This window comes from Brevibacillus panacihumi W25 (assembly GCF_000503775.1).
GTDB lineage: Bacteria > Bacillota > Bacilli > Brevibacillales > Brevibacillaceae > Brevibacillus > Brevibacillus panacihumi_A.
In genome coordinates, this window is sequence record NZ_KI629786.1 from 417501 (window position 1) to 437605 (window position 20105).

The 20105-nt window shown below is 49.3% G+C and carries 19 protein-coding genes and 4 tRNA genes (1 of these 23 only partly in view); 12 read left to right on the top strand and 11 right to left on the bottom strand.

Features of this window, described 5'->3' with window-relative positions; genetic code table 11:
* From T458_RS51760 to T458_RS51775, 4 genes are all read right to left on the bottom strand, one after another.
* Positions 1-62 (bottom strand) — tRNA-Glu (locus T458_RS51760) (it extends 15 nt beyond the left edge of the window).
* 6 nt (positions 63-68) lie between these two features.
* Positions 69-144: transfer RNA gene (locus T458_RS51765), tRNA-Asn, on the bottom strand.
* Positions 145-161: 17 nt separating this feature from the next.
* A tRNA-Ala gene (locus T458_RS51770) sits at positions 162-237 on the bottom strand.
* Between the two features lie 78 nt (positions 238-315).
* Positions 316-392 (bottom strand) — tRNA-Ile (locus T458_RS51775).
* A 174-nt stretch (positions 393-566) separates the two neighbouring features.
* On the opposite strand from T458_RS51775, the gene T458_RS51780 reads away from it, so the two are divergent.
* From T458_RS51780 to T458_RS51790, 3 genes are all read left to right on the top strand, one after another.
* Positions 567-1775, top strand: coding sequence for a chromate transporter (locus T458_RS51780; RefSeq protein ID WP_023559015.1), 1209 nt, complete (start codon positions 567-569; stop codon positions 1773-1775).
* A gap of 187 nt (positions 1776-1962) precedes the next feature.
* Entirely contained in the window at positions 1963-2640 is a 678-nt protein-coding gene (locus tag T458_RS51785) for a response regulator transcription factor (protein WP_023559016.1), read from the top strand.
* The gene (locus T458_RS51790; protein ID WP_023559017.1) at positions 2630-4129 is read left to right on the top strand and encodes a sensor histidine kinase; all 1500 of its coding nucleotides are present in this window, start codon (positions 2630-2632) and stop codon (positions 4127-4129) included. Before T458_RS51785 ends, T458_RS51790 begins: the two co-directional genes overlap by 11 nt.
* 248 nt (positions 4130-4377) lie before the next feature.
* On the opposite strand, the gene T458_RS51795 is transcribed toward T458_RS51790, so the two are convergent.
* Complete coding sequence (locus T458_RS51795; RefSeq protein WP_023559019.1) at positions 4378-5094, bottom strand: sulfite exporter TauE/SafE family protein; 717 nt, start codon at positions 5092-5094, stop codon at positions 4378-4380.
* A gap of 415 nt (positions 5095-5509) precedes the next feature.
* Here T458_RS51795 and T458_RS51800 point away from each other — a divergent pair, with 415 nt between their 5' ends.
* Positions 5510-6310: an SDR family oxidoreductase gene (locus T458_RS51800; RefSeq protein WP_023559020.1), complete on the top strand. Its 801-nt coding sequence runs from the start codon at positions 5510-5512 to the stop codon at positions 6308-6310.
* Between the two features lie 110 nt (positions 6311-6420).
* On the opposite strand, the gene gyrB is transcribed toward T458_RS51800, so the two are convergent.
* From gyrB to dnaA, 6 genes are all read right to left on the bottom strand, one after another.
* Entirely contained in the window at positions 6421-8346 is a 1926-nt protein-coding gene (gene gyrB, locus T458_RS51805; protein ID WP_023559021.1) for a DNA topoisomerase (ATP-hydrolyzing) subunit B, read from the bottom strand.
* Complete coding sequence (remB, locus tag T458_RS51810; RefSeq protein WP_023559022.1) at positions 8346-8633, bottom strand: extracellular matrix regulator RemB; 288 nt, start codon at positions 8631-8633, stop codon at positions 8346-8348. The genes gyrB and remB overlap by 1 nt, the downstream gene beginning before the upstream one ends.
* Before the next feature lie 11 nt (positions 8634-8644).
* The gene (recF, locus tag T458_RS51815) at positions 8645-9763 is read right to left on the bottom strand and encodes a DNA replication/repair protein RecF (RefSeq protein WP_023559023.1); all 1119 of its coding nucleotides are present in this window, start codon (positions 9761-9763) and stop codon (positions 8645-8647) included.
* Positions 9764-9779: 16 nt separating this feature from the next.
* Positions 9780-9995, bottom strand: a complete 216-nt coding sequence (gene yaaA / locus T458_RS51820) for a S4 domain-containing protein YaaA (RefSeq protein WP_023559024.1) — start codon at positions 9993-9995, stop codon at positions 9780-9782.
* Between the two features lie 29 nt (positions 9996-10024).
* The gene (gene dnaN / locus T458_RS51825; protein WP_023559025.1) at positions 10025-11164 is read right to left on the bottom strand and encodes a DNA polymerase III subunit beta; all 1140 of its coding nucleotides are present in this window, start codon (positions 11162-11164) and stop codon (positions 10025-10027) included.
* 204 nt (positions 11165-11368) lie between these two features.
* Positions 11369-12730, bottom strand: coding sequence for a chromosomal replication initiator protein DnaA (gene dnaA, locus T458_RS51830; protein WP_023559026.1), 1362 nt, complete (start codon positions 12728-12730; stop codon positions 11369-11371).
* A gap of 582 nt (positions 12731-13312) precedes the next feature.
* On the opposite strand from dnaA, the gene rpmH reads away from it, so the two are divergent.
* The 8 genes from rpmH to rsmG all read left to right on the top strand — a co-directional run bounded on the left by rpmH (position 13313) and on the right by rsmG (position 19931).
* Complete coding sequence (gene rpmH / locus T458_RS56700) at positions 13313-13447, top strand: 50S ribosomal protein L34 (RefSeq protein ID WP_084568070.1); 135 nt, start codon at positions 13313-13315, stop codon at positions 13445-13447.
* Between the two features lie 149 nt (positions 13448-13596).
* Positions 13597-13965, top strand: coding sequence for a ribonuclease P protein component (gene rnpA / locus T458_RS51835; protein ID WP_023559027.1), 369 nt, complete (start codon positions 13597-13599; stop codon positions 13963-13965).
* 6 nt (positions 13966-13971) lie between these two features.
* The gene (gene yidD / locus T458_RS51840) at positions 13972-14241 is read left to right on the top strand and encodes a membrane protein insertion efficiency factor YidD (protein WP_023559028.1); all 270 of its coding nucleotides are present in this window, start codon (positions 13972-13974) and stop codon (positions 14239-14241) included.
* Positions 14234-15001 carry a membrane protein insertase YidC gene (gene yidC, locus T458_RS51845; RefSeq protein ID WP_023559029.1) on the top strand — a complete coding sequence of 256 codons (768 nt, stop codon included), beginning with the start codon at positions 14234-14236 and terminating at the stop codon, positions 14999-15001. The genes yidD and yidC overlap by 8 nt, the downstream gene beginning before the upstream one ends.
* Positions 14998-15627, top strand: coding sequence for an RNA-binding cell elongation regulator Jag/EloR (jag, locus tag T458_RS51850; RefSeq protein WP_023559030.1), 630 nt, complete (start codon positions 14998-15000; stop codon positions 15625-15627). The genes yidC and jag overlap by 4 nt, the downstream gene beginning before the upstream one ends.
* A gap of 272 nt (positions 15628-15899) precedes the next feature.
* The gene (mnmE, locus tag T458_RS51855; RefSeq protein ID WP_023559031.1) at positions 15900-17276 is read left to right on the top strand and encodes a tRNA uridine-5-carboxymethylaminomethyl(34) synthesis GTPase MnmE; all 1377 of its coding nucleotides are present in this window, start codon (positions 15900-15902) and stop codon (positions 17274-17276) included.
* A gap of 24 nt (positions 17277-17300) precedes the next feature.
* Complete coding sequence (gene mnmG, locus T458_RS51860; protein WP_023559032.1) at positions 17301-19202, top strand: tRNA uridine-5-carboxymethylaminomethyl(34) synthesis enzyme MnmG; 1902 nt, start codon at positions 17301-17303, stop codon at positions 19200-19202.
* 12 nt (positions 19203-19214) lie between these two features.
* Positions 19215-19931 carry a 16S rRNA (guanine(527)-N(7))-methyltransferase RsmG gene (gene rsmG, locus T458_RS51865; protein WP_023559033.1) on the top strand — a complete coding sequence of 239 codons (717 nt, stop codon included), beginning with the start codon at positions 19215-19217 and terminating at the stop codon, positions 19929-19931.
* The last annotated feature ends 174 nt before the right edge of the window (positions 19932-20105 follow it).

Sequence of the window (20105 nt, forward strand, 5' to 3'; positions counted from 1 at the left end):
GATTCGAACCCCTGTATGACAGCGTGAAAGGCTGCTGTGTTAAACCGCTTCACCAACGGGCCTTGAAGTGGCTCCTCGGGACGGACTCGAACCGCCGACCGATCGGTTAACAGCCGATTGCTCTACCAACTGAGCTACCGAGGAACAATGATTATGTATCATGGTGGAGCTGAACGGGATCGAACCGATGACCTCCTGCTTGCAAGGCAGGCGCTCTCCCAACTGAGCTACAGCCCCAAGAACCCAAAAAGGGACACTTGCGCATCGCGGGTACTTCCGAAGTCCTTTTCGGAGATCCCATCGACGAAAGCTATATGGTGGGCCTAGGCTGACTCGAACAGCCGACCTCACGCTTATCAGGCGTGCGCTCTAACCAACTGAGCTATAGGCCCGTAACCTCTTGGACTTTTAATCTAGCACATATTTTAATTCATTGCAATAGAAATTCTCATTTTTTATTTGTAAATTCTTCTCTTGCTCACAGGAGCTTTTTTGAAAGCCTTGAATCATTCTGGAGAGGAGTACATTCCTCCTAAAAATTTCACTTCTAAGGAGTAAACAACCAAATGAATGAACCTCATTCCTCTCACACATCAAACATAGGGAAATGGGCTGCTCTTGCAGAGGTCCTAGGTGTTTCCATAAAGCTGGGGCTCACTTCCTTTGGTGGTCCCATTGCCCATCTTGGTTATTTTCATCATGAATACATCCGTCGGCGAAAATGGCTTGATGAAAAGAGCTACGCTGAACTGGTCGCGCTCTGTCAATTTCTTCCCGGTCCGGCGAGCAGTCAGGTCGGCATCGGGATTGGCATTATTCGCGCCGGGTTGTGGGGCGGATTCGTTGCTTGGCTCGGCTTCACCCTACCTTCTGTTATCGCCTTGGTCGTGTTTGCCTTTCTTTTGCAATCTTACGGTCTCTCTGATACAGGGTGGATTCACGGTTTAAAAATCGTAGCCGTAGCCATTGTCGCTCATGCCATTTGGGGAATGGGGCAAAAACTCACACCCGATCGGGAGCGCGTGACCATTGCCGTACTCACCGCGGCTGTCGCCTTGTCTTGGCAGTCCGCATACAGTCAAGTACTACTGATTCTCGTATCCGGACTTGTCGGCGTCTACTTATTCAGGAAAAAACCAATCGATCCAGTGCCAGAGGTACATATCCCGATCAGCCGTTCCTTGGCGGTAGTTTGTCTGCTCTTCTTTTTCGCACTGCTATTCGCGCTTCCTTTGCTCAGGCAGTGGGGGGAGTCGGAATGGCTGGGGCTTGCAGACAGCTTTTACCGGGCAGGCTCCCTGGTCTTTGGCGGCGGACATGTCGTCCTCCCGCTTCTGGAACACGAAATTGTATCGGCCGGCTGGGTCCGTCCGGAGGATTTCCTTGCAGGTTATGGGGCTGCACAAGCTGTTCCCGGGCCCTTGTTTACCTTTGCGAGTTATCTCGGTGCCTTGGCAGGGGGAATTCCCGGTGCCATTCTAGCCACAATCGCTATCTTTTTGCCCGCATTTCTTCTCGTGGTTGGTTCGCTCCCGTTCTGGAACCAACTGCGGAAAAGCAAGAACCTTCAGGCTGCCCTCGCAGGGGTAAATGCAGCAGTGGTAGGAATCCTGCTAGCAGCGCTGTATGATCCTGTATGGACGTCAGCCATATCGAAACCAGCCGATTTCATTTTGGCGATCTTGCTGTTTGTATTGCTGCAGGTATGGAAAATGCCTCCTTGGTCAGTCGTTCTGACCGGTGTACTCGGCGGTATGATGCTCGATTTCCTGTAAAGATGAAACACGTGAACCATTACCCGGCAACAGCTTTTCATCCTGTCATTGATCGGTCACATTGATCCTTTAGAATAGAGCCTTAGCTGATTTCTCGTATCATGGAATCTTTGACAGCAATTCTTGCAGATCCTTTTAGTATGATAGCTTTTGGGATCAGAGAACGGGAGAGAAAGGTTGTTACATAGTGAAACGAATACTTTTGATTGAGGATGAAACACCTATTGCCGAGATGCTTCAAGCGTATTTGGAACAAGCCCAATTTGCTGTGACATGGGATGCGGGAGAAGGGAATGTACTGGACGTATTTTTACGATGTAGACCCGATTTAGTGCTTCTGGATTTAATGCTGCCTGATAATGATGGACTGGACCTCCTTCAACAGATCCGCAAATACGGAAGCTGTCCCATTATCATTCTGACTGCCCGCGGAAGTGTGCCAGACCGCCTGGAAGGATTGCAGCGAGGAGCGGATGACTACATTTCCAAGCCGTTTGATCCGGATGAAGTAGTGGCTCGTGTACAGGCTGTGCTACGTCGTTCAGCCTATCTGGAAGATAGCGAAGTAATACGATTAGGACGCTTGATTGTTGATTATACTGCCCGTACTGTGGCTCTTTATGACCAGCAGATTGTATTGACTCCGCGTGATTGGAACTTGCTCGCTTTCTTGGTGAGGCACCCGAATCAGTGTTTTTCCCGCTTACACCTGCTCGACCATGTTTGGGGGATCGATTACGATGGCGGAGATCGTGCAGTAGATGCCTCGATCAAACGAATCCGTCAAAGCTTACAGGACTGGCCAACGAGTGAGGGAGAAATCCAAACCATCCGTGGAACGGGGTACATGCTGCATGTCAAATAACCCCCAGCACGATAAAGCAATCCCGTTGCTGCGTTTTTGGACGTGGCGCTACGCCCTGATTCTTCTCGGTACGCTTGTCGTGCTCGGGCTGCTCGCTGGTTTTTGGATGCAAATGAATACCGAGCAGCAAAGCTTTCAAGTGCTGCAGGCGAGAGCCGAACAGTTGGGGGATTCTTATGTCAGAGCAAAACATGTCATTCAGCTGCAACGAATCAAATTAGTGGAGACGGCGTTCAAAATTTCTCCAACCTTGCCCGCAACAACCGCCGTCCCCTATACATCGACCATAGTGATGAAACCGCTGGAGATTGCCCGTCCCATTGAACGTGATTACATGCAAATTTTCAATAAAAACGGTGCCGTCCTTGACTCTTTTGGTGCTGACCCAACAGTACCAGTCGACATTATGAAGCCATCCTCCCATCAAAAGCTGGTGTTGGAGGGAAAAAGCATACGCGAAAAAATTCGGGTAAACGGTGTTACCTGGTTGCGAGTGGGTGTGCCCTTATGGAAAGATGGCACCGTCATGGGAGCGCTGTATCTGAGTGCACCTCCAACAGATAACATGGCGAAAATGAAGGAGACCTATGAAATTCTTGCTCTCGTCATCACAGGAATCGCTTTTGGGGGCTGGACGGTCATCTATCTTCTCTCGCGAAAACTAACAAGACCCTTACGTCAGTTGGCAGGCGCTGCGATCCAGGTTGCAGAAGGAGACTACTCTCCCGATTTGCCTTTGCCATCAGATGTCAAAGAGGACGAACTGAAACAACTGGTCACCTCTTTCAATACGATGACCGAACGTCTAAAGCAGCTTGAACAGCTGAGAACTGATTTGTTGGCGGGTGTATCCCACGAGCTGCGGACACCTGTTACCTCCATTCGCGGTATGGTCCAAGCTGTACAAAGAGGAGTCGTGACGGGAGAAAAGGCAGACAGGTTTTTGCTGACAACACTAGAGGAAGCCAAGCGCATGCAGAAAATGGTAGAGGATTTGCTTGAATTCTCTTCCCTTGAAGCAGGTGTGGTGCAGGGGGAACAGAAATGGATTCCTGTTTCGGAGTTGATAACTGAAGTCACCCAACAAATGCAGGCCATGTCTTTTTTTAAAAGCGTCAAACTAGAAACGTCTCCACCGTCTGACCCGGTTGAAATTCGTGGGGACAGAGGACAGCTGAAACAAATCCTGATGAATCTATTGGCGAATAGCGTTGCTGCAGGTGCGACGCATATTACGCTGGAGGCTTCGCTGAACGATCACAACCTCGTTATTGATGTAGCCGATAACGGAAAGGGAATCAAAGAAGCAGAAGTGCCTTATATTTTTGAACGGTATTATCGCGGGGATAGCAAAAGGAAGAAAAAGCATGGCTTGGGACTCGGGCTTCCGCTCAGTCGATTGCTAGCCAAAGCCAACGGCGGAGAGCTTTTTCTCCTGCATACTTCTGAAAAGGGAACCGTATTTCGGTTGTCATTACCGAAGCAATAGAGAAAGATCGCTCGGCTTTTGGCAGTGGCAGTAATGGCTATGGCATTGTCCGCAATGGCGGGCTCTGCATTTGCAGCTCAGGAAGACACCACCTATCAGAAATTGACTCCAGCAGTGAAAACAGTCAAAGCTGAACTGATGCCTGCAAAAATAGTGCCCATCCAAAACGCTGTAAAAATAACTCGGAACCCCTAAAAAATAATGGCATAAGAAGCCCCCTGACAACGATTCGTCAGGGGGTTTTGCAACTAAAGACTGGATACTACCAAATAGGATCCAGTAAAAAGCAAGATCATGTATGTGATTATTTTAAACACCCTTTGACTGATCCGTGCAAACAATAGCTGTCCGAGCCATATCCCGACGAGAAGCGGGGGAAGCGCAATCATGGATGATACCCAGACCTCTTTGCTGGAACCGTCAAAAGAGATCTGCAGGACTAAACTAATCAAATAGACAAACAAATAATAGGCCAATGTCGTGCTGCGCAATGTCTCCTTTTTCGTCCCAACTCCCGCAAAATAAAGCAGCAGAGGAGGACCCGGCACCCCGATGCTTGTCGTTAACAAGCCAGAGATTCCCCCGGTGAAAAAGTCTCGAAGCCTGGTTTGCCTTATCGTTAGCTGCAAAATCAACAGCACCGTTAGAATCAGGATAAGGCTACCTACCGCCATTTTTAACAATTGCACATCTACATACAAATACACCATCAATCCCGCCATCAGCCCGATCAGACTGCCTTCTATCAGTCTGACTAGCAAAGAGCGATCAATCTCTTTTCTGATCTTGTAAATCATGATGACGGATATGCAAAGAGACAAAACGATATTGATTTGGATAGCCGTATGGGCCGGATAAAGCAAGAACAGAAATGGTGTACCGATAATGGAAAAACAATAGCCCGTACTTGTTTGCAGCAATGCAGCTACAAGGACGATCAAGACCAGGAACAGCCAATCCTCCATTGGAATTCGACACATCACTTTCATGCTAGATTGTTTGCGTATCGGTCTTTGCCTTGGGATGTATGCATACCTTGGTGTAAAAGGAAAAGGGGCCAGGCACTGCTGCGTCTTGACTAACATCACATTTATTCTATAATTTGAATAAATTGGAGATGAAGAAAAGGGGACTCGCTATCCAATGTGGACTGCCTTGTAATGGATTGATTGAATCTGATCGCATGACTCGGACATGGTTATTCGCCAATGGTCCGATTCATCATGCTGATCCTCAACCATTCAAGGGACGCGAGCAACCGTTTTATCGACCCGTTGCGCGGATACTTGATGTATCCGCTTTTTCTTATGCGGCGGTAATATTCCATCTCCATACGATGAACGATGTGCTCGTTTTCCCATAACGGGAGGTATATCTATAATGGCCAGATTGCAAGGAAAAATCGCCATCGTCACGGGGGCAAGTCGTCCCGGTGGAATCGGAGCTGCAATTTGCCGGGCATTTGCCGCTGAAGGCGCGAGCATATTCTTTACACATCTGTATGACTACGATAAAAACGTTAATCCAAGCGATGCCGATGAAAGCTGGCCTGATCTTTTCGCTCGGGAACTGCGTCAATCGGGTATAAAAGTTGGACATATGAAGTTGGACCTTGCCTTGCCGGGTTCAGGGTCTTTATTACTGGAGGAAGTACGGAAAGTAGTGGGGTTTCCGACCATCCTCGTTAATAACGCTGCGTATAGCGTTGATTCAGATTTTCGACAAATAAACGAGGCTCTCATCGACGCGCACTGTGCTGTAAACATAAGGGGTACATTCATGTTATCGGCTGAATTCGCGCGCATGATTGAGGCAGAGAAAAACACTCATTCCTCCCATAGCAGCAAATTCTGTGGACGAATCATTAACCTCACTTCCGGTCAGGGGAAAGGCCCCATGCCCGGAAATCTTGCCTATGCCGCGACAAAAGGTGCCATTTCTGTTTTTACCGAATCGCTAGCTGCGGAGCTGGCACCGCTTTGTATAACAGTAAACGCTGTTGATCCCGGTCCTACCGACTCGGGGTGGATGTCCGAAGAGGTGAAAAAGGCTCTGTTTCCACGATTCCCAATGGGTCGGATCGGTCTTCCTGAAGATGCGGCACGCCTGATCACTTTTCTCGCAAGCGACGATTCTCAATGGATCACCGGCCAAATTATTCATTCCAGAGGTGGTTTTTAAAGCTTCGCCTCTACTCTGACGTGTTCGTTCGTCTAAAAAAAACAGCGGTCAGTCTAAGACTTTATTTTCAGGTCTTAGACTGACCGCTTTCCGGTTTATTAAGAAACTAATCAAAAATCCAAGTCCCGCACGTTGGAAGCAAACCGCTCAATAAACTCCCTGCGCGGCTCTACTTCGTCACCCATCAGCGTTTCAAACACCATATCCGCTTCCATCGCATCCTCCAGGCTGACCTGAAGCATGGTCCGCTCTTCCGGATTCATCGTAGTTTCCCACAATTGGTCGGCGTTCATCTCGCCCAATCCTTTATAGCGCTGGATACTTGGTTTTGGTACGGTTTTCAGCGTGGCAAGGATCTGATCACGCTGTTGATCGGTATACGCATAATGCATCTGCTTGCCCTGCTTGATGCTATAGAGTGGCGGCTGCGCAATGTAAATATAGCCCGCTTCGATCAACTGGCGCATGTAGCGGTAGAAGAAGGTCAAGAGCAGAGTACGGATGTGTGAACCGTCTACGTCCGCGTCCGTCATGATTACGACTTTGTGGTAACGCGCTTTGGAAATGTCGAAGTCTTCGCCTACACCTGTCCCGAGCGCCGTAATGATTGCACGGATCTCATTGTTGGCCAGAATTTTATCCAAGCGCGATTTTTCTACGTTGAGAACTTTCCCGCGCAACGGCAGGATTGCCTGAAAATGACGGTCGCGTCCAGACTTGGCAGAACCGCCCGCAGAGTCACCCTCAACGATGAACAGTTCGGATTCGGAAGCGTCCTTGGAGGAGCAATCCGCCAGTTTACCCGGCAACGCGCTCACTTCCAATGCGCTTTTGCGTCTGGTCATCTCCCGTGCCTTCCGCGCTGCTTCACGAGCTCTCGAAGCCATCAAGGCTTTCTCCACGATCTTTTTCGCTACACCCGGATTTTCCTCCATGAAGGTGTTGAAGCGATCGCCAAACACGGACTCCGTAATGCTCCGCGCTTCGGAGTTCCCAAGCTTGGTCTTGGTCTGCCCTTCAAATTGCGGCTCCTGGATTTTTACAGAAATAATCGCCGTAATCCCTTCGCGCACATCATCCCCGGAGAGGTTCGGGTCCTTTTCCTTCAGGAAGTTGAATTTGCGGCTGTAGTCGTTGATGACACGAGTCAGGGCTGTTTTGAAGCCCGTCTCGTGGGTACCGCCTTCATGCGTATTGATGTTGTTGGCAAAAGAGTAAATATTGCTGACATAGCTGTCGTTGTACTGAATCGCGACCTCGACCAGCAAGCCGTCCTTTTCTCCTTCGCAATAAATCACGTCTTCATGCAAAGCTTCGCGGTTTTTATTCAAATACTCGACGAATTGCACGATCCCGCCCTCGTAATGGAACGATTCCTCCCGCTCCTGTCCAGGCCGCGTATCCTTGAGGGTAATCCGCAGTCCTTTGTTGAGGAAGGCCAGCTCGCGAATCCGTTTTTGCAAAATATCGTATTCAAATTCGGTTGTTTCGGTAAAAATAGTCGGGTCTGGTTTAAACGTAACAGTTGTCCCTGTCTCTTCCGTCTCGCCCACGATAGCGAGGTCTGCTTCTGGCGCCCCCATGCTGAAACGCATGAAATAGACGTTGCCGTTTTGCTTGACTTCGACTTCCATCCACTCTGACAACGCGTTTACAACAGAGCTACCTACCCCGTGAAGACCGCCGGAAACTTTATAGCCGCCGCCGCCGAATTTACCGCCGGCATGCAGCACTGTCAAAACCGTCTCAACGGTCGATTTTCCCGTCTTTTCATGAATACCTGTAGGAATCCCGCGCCCGTTGTCCGTCACTGCTACAGAGTTGTCAGGGCGAATGACAACCAAAATATCGTCGCAGTAACCGGCCAAGGCCTCGTCGATGGCATTGTCCACGATCTCCCACACCAGATGATGCAGGCCGCGGCTGCTGGTAGACCCGATGTACATCCCCGGGCGTTTGCGTACCGCTTCCAGCCCTTCCAACACCTGAATCTGACTGGCGTCGTAGTTTGTATCTTTCGTCGTCACTTGATCCACTACTCTGTCAACTCCTCCACTTCAGCTTGTACGATGGGCACCTGATCCAAGCTGTCCACGAACTGAGCGCGTCGCTTCAGCGTCAGAGAAGAAATAGGTGAACAGTATATGGCATCCTGCGTGATTACATACGATTTCGTCTCTTCCACACTGTGATCGACGACTGTCTTTCGCTTATCCTGCAAAAATCCCTTGTTGGTCTTCGAGGATTTGACAGTCTGGTGATCCAGGATGGAAATCACTTCCTTCGTGCTCACAACAGTATCTCCACCAATGTGTATAAACATCCCTGTTCCCCCTACCTTTCCCCTGAGATAGTCCCTTCCTTCACGTAAAAACGAGAGGCTTGCTGGAGTACCTGATGCTTTAAGCCTTCCACACCCGTCGTGCTTACAAACGTTTGAACCCGATCCTGAATCGTTTCCAGAAGCAGGGTCTGCCTGTGCTCATCCAATTCGGACAAAACGTCGTCCAACAAAAGCACAGGGTATTCGCCTACTTCTTCCTTGATCAGTTCGATCTCGGCTAATTTGATGGACAGCGCGGACGTCCGCTGCTGTCCTTGGGAACCGTATGTCTGTACATCCATGCCGTTCACTTTTAGAGAAAAATCATCGCGGTGCGGGCCAATCATCGTGCTTCCGCGCATGATCTCCCGGTCACGCAAATCATCGTATGCAGCAAGCAGCATATCGACTGCTGCATCCGCTCCCATTTCTTCCGTGACTGGCGTCGTATTTTCATAATGCAAAGAGAGCGTTTCCCTGCCGTCGGTAATGCCGGTGTGGATGTCTTTAGCCCACGACTCCAGCTTCCGAATGAACTCAAAACGCTTTCGTAACAATTTTACCGCTAAATCAGCCAATTGGGTATTCCAAATTGACAGCATTTCCAGCGAGTGGCTTTTTTTCATCGCCAAATCCTTCAAAAGCTGGTTGCGTTGAGCCAGTACTTTGTTGTAATTGCTCAAATAGTACAGATAGGTCGGCGATACCTGTCCGATCTCCATGTCGATAAATCGCCTGCGCTGTGCCGGCGAGCCTTTGACGATGGACAGGTCCTCTGGCGCAAACATGACGACATTCAAGGCGCCTACGTACTCGCTCAGCTTCTGTTGTTCCATTCCGTTGATTTTGGCCCGCTTTCCCTTCCCTGTCAACTGCAACTCCAAACGAACAGATCCGTAGCGACGAAGAACATCGCTACGGATGGCGGCATAATCAGCATCCCACGCGATCAGTTCCTTGTCCCGTGGGGTGCGATGTGATTTGGCAAGAGCGAGCACATAGATGGATTCCAGCACGTTCGTCTTGCCTTGAGCATTATTTCCAATAAAAAGTTGAATCGGGCTGTCGAAGGAAAGCGACAGCGACTCGTAATTGCGATAATGGGTCAGCGAAAGGTTCTTGAGAAACAAGCGTCACGCTCTCCTCTCAGCGGCTTACCACTTGATAGCGGCCAAAGCCTTCGATCGCCACTTCATCACCCGGATACAGCTTGCGGCCGCGTCTGTTCTCAAGCTCTCCATTGACTTGGATGGGAACCTCGGCGAGAAACGCCTTCGCCATGCCGCCTGTGTCAATCACTTCAGCCAGCTTTAAAAATTGCCCTAAGGCGATGTATTCGGTCTTGATGGAAACCTCACGCATGGTTTGGCTCCTTTCTGGGTGGAAATCGACTAATAGGTACGAACAGGCAGGATCAGATGCAGCATCCAGTCATGGTCAGTAGGGCGGAGCACGAAGGGGCTCATCGGACCGTTAAAGCTTGCCTTGATCTCGCTGCTGTCAATGGCGCGCAGGGCGTCGATCATGTATTTTGCGTTGAAGGAGATTTTCAATTCTTCTCCTTCCATTGCTTTCGGCTGCAAGACGTCGGTTACTTTCCCGATCTCCGGCGCGTTAGAGGTAATTTCCACATTGCCGTCTGGCAGTGTAACCATTTTGACGACGTTGGATTTTCCTTCGCGGCTGAGCAGGGAAGCGCGCTCGATCGACTGCAAAAATTCCTTGGTGTTGACGGTAATCTCTGTTTTGCTGCCTTGGGGAATGATCCGGGTAGTATCCGGGTAGGTTCCCTCCAGCAACCGGGAATAAAACAGAATATGCTTTGATTTTACCAGGATCTGGTTATCCGTCACAACAATATCTGCTGGACTTTGGTCCTCGTCCAAAATTTTCACTAGTTCATTGCAGCTTTTGCCGGGAACGACAACATTGTGGAACGAAAGCTCTTCAGGACATTCTACCATAGCTGTGCGGCTAGCCAAACGGTGACTGTCTGTCGCGACGAAACGAAGCTTCCCTTGTTCGAGAGACCACATCAGCCCGGTCAAGATCGGACGCATTTCGGACGTAGACACGCCAAATACGGTTTGACGAATCATGGTTTTCAGCAAATCTCCTGGAATGCTGAATACTTTTTCCTCTTCCAGATGCGGCAATTGCGGATATTCATTGGCGTCCATGCCGTTGATTGAAAATTCGGCTTGTCCGGAACGAATTGACGTAACCAAACGCTCGTCTGCTTCGATGTGAATCTCGTTGCTAGGAAGTTTGCGCACAATTTCGCTAAAAATACGAGCAGGCAACACGATGTTTCCTGCTTGGTGGACGGTTACGCCCCATTCATCCGCTTCCTCCAACGGAATTTGCACCTCGATGGATACATCTGAGTCGCTTGCGGTTAGTGTAAGTCCTTCCTCATCGGCTTTTATTTTGATTCCGGTCAAAATAGGAATAGTAGTCCGGCTGGAAACAGCTTTGCTTACATGTGATACGGCGTTGGACAGTTTGTCGCGTTGGACAGTGATTTTCATCAACGTGGCCTCCCTCGATCGTCGCTTTTTTTTCGAAAATGAATGCATAGCAGCGACGCCTTTATCATATCTTATTAGGATAATCTTTTTTAACAGAAGTAGTAATAGGGCCTGTGGATTTGTGGATATGTGGATTGATGACGTAAAAGAGAGCCTATACACATGTGGGTAAAGTGTGTATAGGCTTTTTGCGTTATTCACAGGTTAATGGTTTGCTTTTAATTTTTCAATGAGCGCCTGGATGGTCGTTTGCATCTGAGGATCAGTGGCCAGGGCACGCGAAATTTTTTCATGAGCATGGATGACGGTAGTATGGTCCCGACCGCCAAATTCATCGCCGATTTTCGGCAGGGAGGCATCTGTCAGCTCCCGAGATAAGTACATGGCGATCTGACGAGGAAAAGCGACGGTTTTGGTCCGTTTTTTCGCTTTGAAATCCTCCAGTTTGAGACTGTATTCTTCTCCTACGACCCGCTGGATGTCCATGATGGTAATCACCCGTGGCCTGGAGGAAGGAATGATGTCTTTCAAGGCTTCCGCGGCCAATTGAGTATCGATATCGCGATTGATCAGGGATGAATACGCTACAACTCGGATAAGTGCACCTTCCAGCTCGCGGATGTTGCTGTCGATTTGATTGGCGATATAGGCCATTACTTCATTGGGTATGTCCAGGTTCTCCGCTTTTGCCTTCTTTCGCAGAATGGCGATCCGCGTTTCCAGATCCGGTGGTTGAATATCAGTAATCAAGCCCCATTCAAAGCGGGAGCGCAGCCGATCTTCCAGCGTCGGGATCTCCTTGGGAGGCCGGTCGGAGGAAATGATGATCTGCTTGCTTTCTTCATGCAAAGCATTGAAGGTATGGAAGAACTCTTCCTGGGTAGACTCTTTTCCAGCGAGAAACTGGATGTCGTCTATCAGCAAGACATCGACGCTGCGGTACTTGTTGCGGAATTCGACGGCCTTGTTGTCCCGAATCGAGTTGATGAATTCGTTTGTAAATTTTTCAGATGACAAATAAACCACTTTTGCCGAAGGATTGTGCTGAATCACATAATGTCCGATGGCGTGCATTAAGTGTGTCTTCCCCAATCCCACACCCCCGTATATAAAAAGGGGATTGTACGCTTTGGCAGGGGCTTCAGCGACTGCGAGAGACGCAGCGTGAGCAAAACGGTTGCCAGAGCCGATGACGAACGTGTCAAACGTGTACTTGGGATTTAGAATGCTGGGCGGCTGATCATCCGCGGCTTGTGGCGGTGCAGAAGTCTTGACGCGGGCAGGGGGCTGTTCGTCGGCTAATGCGGAGTCCGGATTTTGCAAGACTACGAATTTCACCTTCATATTAACCCCTGTCACTTCATATAGTGTATCGGTGATCAGTTGAGAGTACCTGGTTTCGAGCCAATCCCTGGCAAAGTCATTCGGTGCCACGACAATAAGGGCATCTTCTTCCAAAGTAGTCGCCTTGGTCGCTTTGAGCCAGGTATCAAAACTGGGTTTGCTTAGCGATTTCTCTATCTTGGCCAAGACTTTGCGCCATAGCTCGCTAATCGCTGCATCCAACCAGAATCCCTCCTTCATAAAAAAAGTATCAATAGAAAACAAACTGGGAAAATATAGAGATAACGACGGTAAATAGCGCTGCCAGGATCAAACTTATCACCAGGTCGCGCTTTCACAACTGTGGATAAAAAAAGTCGAAAAATAGGGATTCCACTCGGAGCAAAGAAAAAAAACAGACAATTATCCGCATCCTTGTGAGTAAACAGACCCACAATGGGTGCAATCTGTCCACAAACTTATCCACATGCTGTGGAAAACCCGTTCATCTAGATGGAGTTATTCACGCTCCAAAACAAAAATATAATAACAGATAAAAGGCATGTCAGCAATGGTTTTTTCAGACTTATCCACAAACACAACTACTGGTATGCTAGACATATTCACACAACTAGATTTTGTGTACAAGCTGTAGATAATCTTGTCGAAATTTTGTGATGTGGATAAAATGATATCCACAGGTTCGGGAAATAATGGAGTGGGGATATTTACCGTGGTAGACAAACCCAGGACTGACTTGACTTTTCGGCCATATCTTTTTATAATTCGAAAGAATGTCTGCCTAGGACGGAGGTGTATACTGTAATGAAACCATCTTTCAATCCTAATAACCGTAAGCGCAAAAAGGACCATGGGTTCCGTACGCGCATGAGTACGAAAAACGGCCGTAAGATTTTGGCGGCTCGTCGTCGTAAAGGTAGAAAAGTTCTTTCCGCTTAGGCCACACTTTCAGTGGCCTTTTTTGTTTCTATCTTGATTTTTTCACGAAAATAGGCGGCTATCAGGTAAAAAAGTGGTGGAAAGAAGGATATACTGGTAGATGCTGTTTGCTTTTTCTACTATAATTGTGATGTTAGGGGTTGTTTACCTTGCATCGTTCGCACCGGCTAAGAAAAAATGAGCACTTTCAGGCAGTGTTTCAACGAGGAACTTCGGCAGCCAACAAGCAATTTGTCTTATATTCTGCCAGGCAGGAGGGACAGGCTGCATTTCGCGCCGGAATTTCTGTAAGCAAAAAAATCGGCAACGCCGTTATCCGCAACAGGGTCAAGCGGCTCATTCGCGAGGCGGTGGCTCGATTGGAGGATGCCATTCCAAAGGGAGTGGATCTCGTGATCATCGCTCGTCCAGGAGTCGAGTCGATGTCCCTTGAGACAATCGAGCAGTCGCTTTTACATGTAATGAAGCGAGCCAAAGTGATCAAGCAAGGCCCCATACATAATGGAAAAAGAGGTTGAACAGCAATGTCTACATTATTGGTGTGGCTGATTCGGGGATACCAAAAATTCATTTCTCCGTTGAAACCGCCTACATGCCGATTTGCTCCGACCTGCTCCCATTATGCGATCGAAGCAGTACGACGTTTTGGCGCGTTCAAAGGGGGATGGCTGGCAGTGCTCCGCATTTTAAAATGCCATCCGTTTCACCCGGGAGGAATCGATCCGGTACCTGAAAAACGCGAATCATCACATCATTTATTGAAGCGGGGAAAAGGAGGTTCATCCCTTGAGTAGACGTACCCTCAGCATGATTTTGCTGACTTTGCTGGTTCTGGTTTTGTCGGGGTGTAACCCGGCTACCGCAGAGCCAATCGGGCCAGATGCAACCGGAATTTGGGACAAGTATCTTGTGTATCCCTTGTCATGGTTGATCAAAGAAAGTGCCCTGATCCTTGGCAACAATTACGGTTTGGGGATTTTGGTTGCGACGGTCATCATCCGTTTGATCGTATTGCCGCTAATGGTCAAGCAGATCAAGAGCTCCAAGAAAATGCAAGAGCTTCAACCGGAAATGCAAAAAATCCGTGAGAAGTACAAAAATGATCCGCAGAAGGCGCAAATGGAAACCATGGCTATTTTCCAGAGAGAAGGCGTCAACCCGTTGGCTGGGTGTCTGCCACTCCTGGTGCAAATGCCGATCCTGATCGCGTTCTATCATGCGATCATTCGAACACATGAAATCAACACGCAAACGTTCCTGTGGATGGAGCTGGGAGCGAAGGACCCGTATTACATCTTGCCGATCATCGCTGCGATTACGACGTATCTGCAATCCAAGATGATGGGACAAGCGACACAAGGCAATCCGCAAATGCAAATGATGATCATCATGATGCCGTTGATGATCTTGGCGATTGGGGTTACCTTGCCGTCTGCACTTTCCCTGTACTGGGTATACGGAAACCTGTTTACCATCGTGCAAACGTATTTCTTGTACCGAGATAAAGGCGATAAGAATCCAAAGCCAACTCCTAAGGGGGGAGCCTCCAAGTGAAAAAGGTGGTTGCTACGGCTAAGACGATAGACGATGCTGTGCAGAAAGCTTTGTTGGAATTGGGTGTGCCTCGGGAAAAGGCAAGCATTCGGGTACTGGAGGAGCCGAGCAGGGGACTGTTCGGCCTGATCGGAGCCAAGGATGCCAAAGTGGAGGTTGAATTTCACTTTGACCCGGTTGTAGAGGGACGTAACTTTCTTCAAGATGTATTAACCAATATGAAGGTAGATGCTCGGGTGGAATCCCGTCCCAACGAAGAAGGCATGCTTTTTGACATCCAGGGGACCAATCTGGGGATCATCATTGGCCGCAGGGGACAAACGCTAGACTCCCTACAGTATCTCGTAAATGTCGTAGCAAACCGTCATGCGGACAAGCATGTGCGCATCACGTTGGACGCTGAAAATTACCGGCTGCGCCGCAAGGAAACACTGGAGCAGTTGGCCGACCGGGTCGCCAAAAAGGCGCTCTCTACCAAACAGAACATTCGTTTGGAGCCGATGTCAGCAGCAGAGCGCAAGGTGATTCACGCCTTTTTGCAGAAGCGCTCGGATGTTGTGACGTTCAGCGAAGGAGAAGAACCCAACCGTTATATTGTCATTGCCGCAAAAGGAGCCTCTCGTTAGGCTCTTTTTTTATTCGAAAATCGTGTTTGTTCGTCCCTGCAGCATTGTCCACTGTGGATAAGAAAGCGCGAGGGTTGGTTGGGACGAAAAACGCTCATACTGTGGATAACAAGAAAAGGGAGGCAACCTTCAAAACAAGGTTGCTTTTTCGGTTTTACCGGATGCTGGAAGCGTCGTAGATGCAGTTTTCGCTTGGTATTTTTCGACTGTATCTGTTAAGCTAATAAGTTAGTGGCTGATTCGTGTGAAGGGAAAGCTTGAGGTGAACAATCATGAAATTCGATACGATAGCGGCAGTGGCTACACCAATGGGTGAGGGCGGTATTGCCGTGATCCGGGTAAGCGGTCCCGAGGCGATCGAAGTTGTGGATAAGATCTATAAAGGGAAGCGAAAATTGTCCACTGTGGATACACATACGATTCATTACGGCCATTTGGTGGACCCGCAATCAGGGGATCTAATAGAAGAAGTGCTCGTATCCGTAATGAAGGCGCCGCGAACGTTTACGCGGGAGGATGTCGTAGAGGTCAATTGCCATGGCGGGATTGTCTCTGTCGAGCGCGTCCTGGGGCTGATTCTGGAGTACGGGGCAAGATTGGCAGAGCCCGGCGAGTTTACCAAGCGCGCTTTTTTAAATGGACGTGTGGACCTGTCGCAGGCAGAGGCAGTAATCGATTTGATCCGCGCAAAGACGGATCGGGCCATGAAGGTAGCCCTGCATCAGGTGGAGGGGAAATTATCCCGACTCATTCGCAATTTACGCCAGAATTTGATTGAAGCGATGGCACATATAGAGGTAACGTTGGATTATCCCGAGCATGACGTAGAGGAATTCACCCAGAATTTCTTGCGTGAAAAATGCTTGGAGGTAAAAGAGGAAGTAGGCAGGCTGCTGCAGACAGCCAAGCAGGGAAAAATTCTGCGGGAAGGCTTGTCTACTGCCATTATCGGCAGGCCTAATGTCGGGAAATCATCACTGCTGAACAGTCTGGTGCAGGAGGAGAAGGCGATCGTCACAGATGTAGCTGGGACCACTCGTGACGTGATTGAAGAATACGTCAATGTGCGCGGAGTGCCGTTGCGCTTGATCGATACAGCCGGAATCCGCGAGACAGAAGACGTCGTAGAGAAAATCGGAGTGGAGAAATCCAGACAGCTTTTGCAAAAAGCTGATCTGGTCTTGCTTGTCGTCAACTACAACGAACCGCTCAGTCCCGATGATTATGCCATTTTTGAGACGGCGAAGGGCTTTTCGGTGATCGTCATCGTCAACAAATTCGATCTGCCGCAGAAAATTGACCTGGAAGAGGTCAAACGGCATTTTCCTGATCAACCGCTGATCATGACATCGGCTAAAATGGAGCAGGGGATTGAATTGCTGGAGAAGGCGATCGCGGATATTTTCTTCGCGGGACGTGTGCAGCAGGACGATTTGACCTATGTGAGCAATGCTCGGCACATTCATCTGCTGCGTCAAGCAGAACGGGCGATAGACGATGCATTGGCTGGAATCGACCAGCTCATGCCGGTGGATATGATTCAGATTGATATTAAAAAGGCTTGGGAGCTGCTGGGAGAAGTGATCGGAGAAAGCGTCGGCGAAGATCTCATCGACCAGATCTTTTCCCAATTCTGTTTGGGCAAGTAGGCAAGGAAATAAGGAGGATTTACTATGAGTGATGCACCAACCTATGAAGCCGGCTCGTTTGACGTGATCGTAATTGGAGCGGGGCATGCTGGTTGTGAAGCGGCTTTGGCGTCAGCGCGGATGGGATGTAATACCTTGCTTTTGACCATCAACCTGGATGCAGTCGCTTTTATGCCTTGCAACCCTTCGGTAGGGGGACCTGCCAAAGGGCACGTCGTACGCGAGGTAGACGCATTGGGCGGCGAAATGGCGCGCAATACGGACAAAACCCACATCCAGATGCGGATGCTGAACACAGGGAAAGGACCTGCTGTCCATGCCCTGCGTGCGCAGGCAGATAAAATTGCCTATCAGCATGAAATGAAAAAAACGATCGAAAATACACCTAACCTGCTGTTGCGTCAAGCGATGGTCGAAGAACTGGTCGTCAACGACGGAGTTTGTGAGGGCGTTTTGACACAGACGGGCGCAATCTATCGTGCGAAGGCCGTCGTGCTGACCACAGGTACCTATCTGCGCGGAAAAATCATTTTGGGCGATTTGCAGTATGAGAGCGGTCCAAATAACATGCGTCCATCGATTCGCCTTGCTTATCATCTCAAAGAGCTGGGCTTTGAATTGAAGCGTTTCAAGACCGGGACGCCACCGCGGGTTCACAAGCACAGCGTAGATTTCAGCAAAATGGAAATTCAGCCGGGCGATGATGTTCCGCGTGCTTTTTCCTATGAAACGACTGAATTTATCACCGATCAACTGCCTTGCTGGCTGACGTACACCAACGAGGAGACGCATGGTCTGATCAACAGCAACCTGCACCGTGCGCCGATGTATTCTGGAACCATCGAAGGAGCAGGTGCGCGTTATTGCCCATCGATTGAAGATAAGGTTGTCCGCTTTAATGACAAGCCTCGCCACCAGATTTTCCTGGAGCCGGAAGGAAGAAATACGGAAGAGATGTACGTCCAAGGGCTGTCTACAAGTATGCCGGAAGAGGTGCAGCTCTCGATGCTTCGCTCCCTGGCGGGGATGGAGCAAGTAAAAATGATGCGCCCGGGCTATGCAATCGAGTACGATGCAGTCGATCCTACGCAGCTCTGGCCATCTTTGGAAACGAAAAAGCTTCCTGGATTGTTTACAGCGGGTCAAATCAATGGAACGTCCGGGTACGAGGAAGCGGCGGCCCAAGGTCTGATGGCTGGAATCAACGCTGCCAGAAAGGTGCAGGACAAACCTCCCGTTATTTTGGGGCGGGAACAGGCCTATATTGGCGTGTTAATTGACGATCTGGTAACTAAAGGGACGTATGAGCCTTATCGTCTGCTTACATCTCGTGCTGAGTACCGCTTGTTATTGCGCCACGATAACGCGGATCTGCGTCTGACGGATATCGGGTACGAAATCGGACTGATCAGCGAAGAGCGCTACCAACGCTTCGTTAAAAAGCGGGAATTGATTGAGCAGGAAAAGGAACGTGTCCTCAATACCCGCGTGCGTCCTGATTTGCCGCATGTGCAGGAGGTTTTGCGGGAGGCAGGTTCGCCTGAGCTGACAGAAGTAATCGAGCTGGCACAGTTGCTGCGTCGACCTGAACTGAACTATCAGCACATCATCAAAATGTCGCCAGCTCCCGTCGAGCTTCCCGAGGAAGTTATGGAGCAGGTAGAGATTCAAATCAAGTACGACGGCTATATTCGCAAATCGCTTCAACAGGTGGAACGAATGAAAAAGATGGAGGAGCGGCGTATACCCGAGGATATCGATTACCATAAAATCACGGGGATGGCAAAAGAATCGCGTGACAATATGAGCCGCATCCGTCCTTTGAATATCGGGCAAGCAGCGCGTATCTCCGGGGTGAATCCTGCAGATATTTCCGTACTGATGATCTATTTGGAGCAGTACAATCGCGTAGGGGCCGCTGATTAAGGAGCGTACGAGATGAAGAGAGAAGAATTTGCCCAGGCGTTGCTCGAAAAAGGAATCGAGCTTTCCGCCAAGCAGTTGGAGCAGTTTGACCAGTATTTTCGCCTGTTGGTGGAATGGAATGAAAAGATGAACCTGACCGGCATTACCGAGGAAGGGCAAGTCTACAACAAGCATTTTTTCGATTCCATCACACCTGCCTTTTTCTTTCCGTTTGATCAGATCGAATCCGCTGTCGATATCGGGGGAGGAGCTGGCTTTCCGAGCATTCCGTTGAAAATATGCTTTCCACATCTAAAGATGACGATTATCGACTCGCTGAACAAACGGATGGGATTTTTGCAGCATGTAGCTGACGAACTCGGCTTGGAGCATGTATACCCGGTCCATGGCCGTGCGGAGGATCGCGGCCAGGAGCCAGCGTATCGAGAAGCTTTTCAAGTAGTCGTGGCCCGCGCTGTAGCACGCCTCAATCTGCTTTCAGAGTTTTGCTTGCCGTTTGCCAAGGTAGGCGGTCATTTCATCGCGCTGAAAGGCGCAGAGATTACGCCGGAGCTGAATGAAGCGAAAAAGGCCATTAAAACCCTCGGCGGAAAGACGCGCAAGGTAGAAACTCTCCATCTGTTGGAGGATGCTGGCGAGCGCAATATCGTCATTATCGAGAAAGTAGACAACACGCCAAAGAACTACCCCAGAAAAGCGGGAGTTCCGGCAAAAAAACCGATCTTGTAATGAAAATAACAGGGGAGCGGTCCCAGCAGTCAAAAGACTGGGGCCGCTTCTGCTATTGAGATCTTCCATGTTTGGTTAGAAAAAGAGAGAAGAGGAAGAGCGTAGCCAGGGGGCATGGCAGCGATAAGTTGGAATTAATCATTTCATTCATCAGAGCTTTGGAAATGGGATTCG

Coding starts and splice junctions, on each gene's coding strand:
- T458_RS51780 (WP_023559015.1), top strand. CDS start 567: ATGAATGAACCTCATTCCTCTCACACATCAAACATAGGGAAATGGGCT.
- T458_RS51790 (WP_023559017.1), top strand. CDS start 2,630: ATGTCAAATAACCCCCAGCACGATAAAGCAATCCCGTTGCTGCGTTTT.
- T458_RS51795 (WP_023559019.1), bottom strand. CDS start 5,094: ATGGAGGATTGGCTGTTCCTGGTCTTGATCGTCCTTGTAGCTGCATTG.
- T458_RS51800 (WP_023559020.1), top strand. CDS start 5,510: ATGGCCAGATTGCAAGGAAAAATCGCCATCGTCACGGGGGCAAGTCGT.
- remB (WP_023559022.1), bottom strand. CDS start 8,633: ATGTTTATACACATTGGTGGAGATACTGTTGTGAGCACGAAGGAAGTG.
- yaaA (WP_023559024.1), bottom strand. CDS start 9,995: ATGCGTGAGGTTTCCATCAAGACCGAATACATCGCCTTAGGGCAATTT.
- dnaN (WP_023559025.1), bottom strand. CDS start 11,164: ATGAAAATCACTGTCCAACGCGACAAACTGTCCAACGCCGTATCACAT.
- rpmH (WP_084568070.1), top strand. CDS start 13,313: ATGAAACCATCTTTCAATCCTAATAACCGTAAGCGCAAAAAGGACCAT.
- yidD (WP_023559028.1), top strand. CDS start 13,972: ATGTCTACATTATTGGTGTGGCTGATTCGGGGATACCAAAAATTCATT.
- mnmE (WP_023559031.1), top strand. CDS start 15,900: ATGAAATTCGATACGATAGCGGCAGTGGCTACACCAATGGGTGAGGGC.
- mnmG (WP_023559032.1), top strand. CDS start 17,301: ATGAGTGATGCACCAACCTATGAAGCCGGCTCGTTTGACGTGATCGTA.
- rsmG (WP_023559033.1), top strand. CDS start 19,215: ATGAAGAGAGAAGAATTTGCCCAGGCGTTGCTCGAAAAAGGAATCGAG.